The organism is Edwardsiella ictaluri ATCC 33202, assembly GCF_000264785.1.
GTDB classification, from domain to species: domain Bacteria; phylum Pseudomonadota; class Gammaproteobacteria; order Enterobacterales; family Enterobacteriaceae; genus Edwardsiella; species Edwardsiella ictaluri.
The window spans coordinates 1-1,346 of record NZ_AFJI01000051.1; the positions used below are offsets into that span (position 1 = coordinate 1).

1 protein-coding gene is annotated in these 1,346 nt (G+C 58.5%); it reads right to left on the minus strand.

The annotated features are described in order from the left end of the window. Positions 1 to 470 precede the first annotated feature (470 nt). Positions 471 to 1,346 (minus strand): LPD38 domain-containing protein (locus EIEH_RS06385; protein WP_035609060.1); only part of this gene is annotated, 876 nt, incomplete at its 5' end.

Below are 1,346 nucleotides of genomic sequence, written 5' to 3' on the forward strand. Positions count from 1 at the left end.
CCGGCTGGATACCCATCTTGCCTTGCTGACGCTGGCTTGTGCTGTTATCTGCTTGCGCTTTGTTGAACGGTTTTGTTAGCGGCTCTAAACCCATAATTATACACAGCCTAAGGAAAAGCAAACCGCCAGCGTCACTATTCCGCTTTATATGTCTGCGCCGCCCGCACATATCCAGCCTGCAGAGGGCCTGAAAGGCACCGCGCACAAAGGGTAACAGGCTATCTTCCCGCAGAAAATGGGCGGTCAGCGAATATCAAATCACATCACATTCAATTAGTTTATATATGAAATATCAGACAATGTGCAGGGACGCCGGCGTCGCCCTCGGAGCCAGCGCCGGCGCACAGGATCGGGCACTGGGATGACGCCATCGGACAGTCTCATTCCCGACGGCGAGCGCCAGAACAGGTGCGGCGGGAGTCTCTGGACGCGACGGTATCGCCTTAGCTAAACGGGTCATCCGCCCCTACTCACCCCCCCCCGTGCATCCGTATCACCGCCTGCTGCACGATGCGGTTGCGGCGCGCCAGTAGCCTGTCGATGCGATGACGTTTTTCCTCGGCGCTGAGACCGGTGTGCAGCTGTACCATCTGGATCTGGCTGTTCAGCTGGCGTACCTGCTGCTGCGTCCGGTTGAGCCGTGGCCGGCTGGCCAAGATGTAGCGCCGCTCCCGTTGTAGCGCACGGCTCTCCTGTAGCCGATGCTCCCGTTTCCAGCGCTGCACCGTGCCATAAACCTGGTTGGCCTGCTGCATCATACGGTAGAAATCCTCACTGTACTGGGTCGATTTCGGCGCTGCCGATCCGCGCAGAAACGACTTGATCACCGGCAGTTCATCGACGCGCAGCGCCGGGCGTTCGCCGTACTCCCCCATGCCGCGCAGAACGATATCCATCGCCCCGAGCACATAGGCGCCCAGGGTGCCGGTATAGCCGGTGATCAGGTGGTCAATCTTCTTCGGTGACCAGCCAAACTGCTCACCGGCCTGACGGGCCAGCAGACTGGTACGCTGATCATAGCGGGCGCCAGAGAGCAGATTGGCGTCCGCCATCCCCTCAATGGGATTTCCGCTAAAAAAGTCATAGTTCACCAGGTTCTCGGCCAGCGGCAGTGCGATCTGGGGAATGGGATTAAACGCCAGCTGCTCCATGAAATTGTGCGCCACCAGTTTGGCGAATTTTTTCCCACTCTCTTTCCCGCCGATGGCGCGGATCATCCGCTCCGGCAGCGTCGCGAACATCAGCCCGATTTCAAACGGCTTCGGCAGACGGAAGTGCTGATCGCCGATGAAGAAATGCCAGTAGATATCTTTATCCCAGTCCGGCAACTCCTCATAGCGATCGTC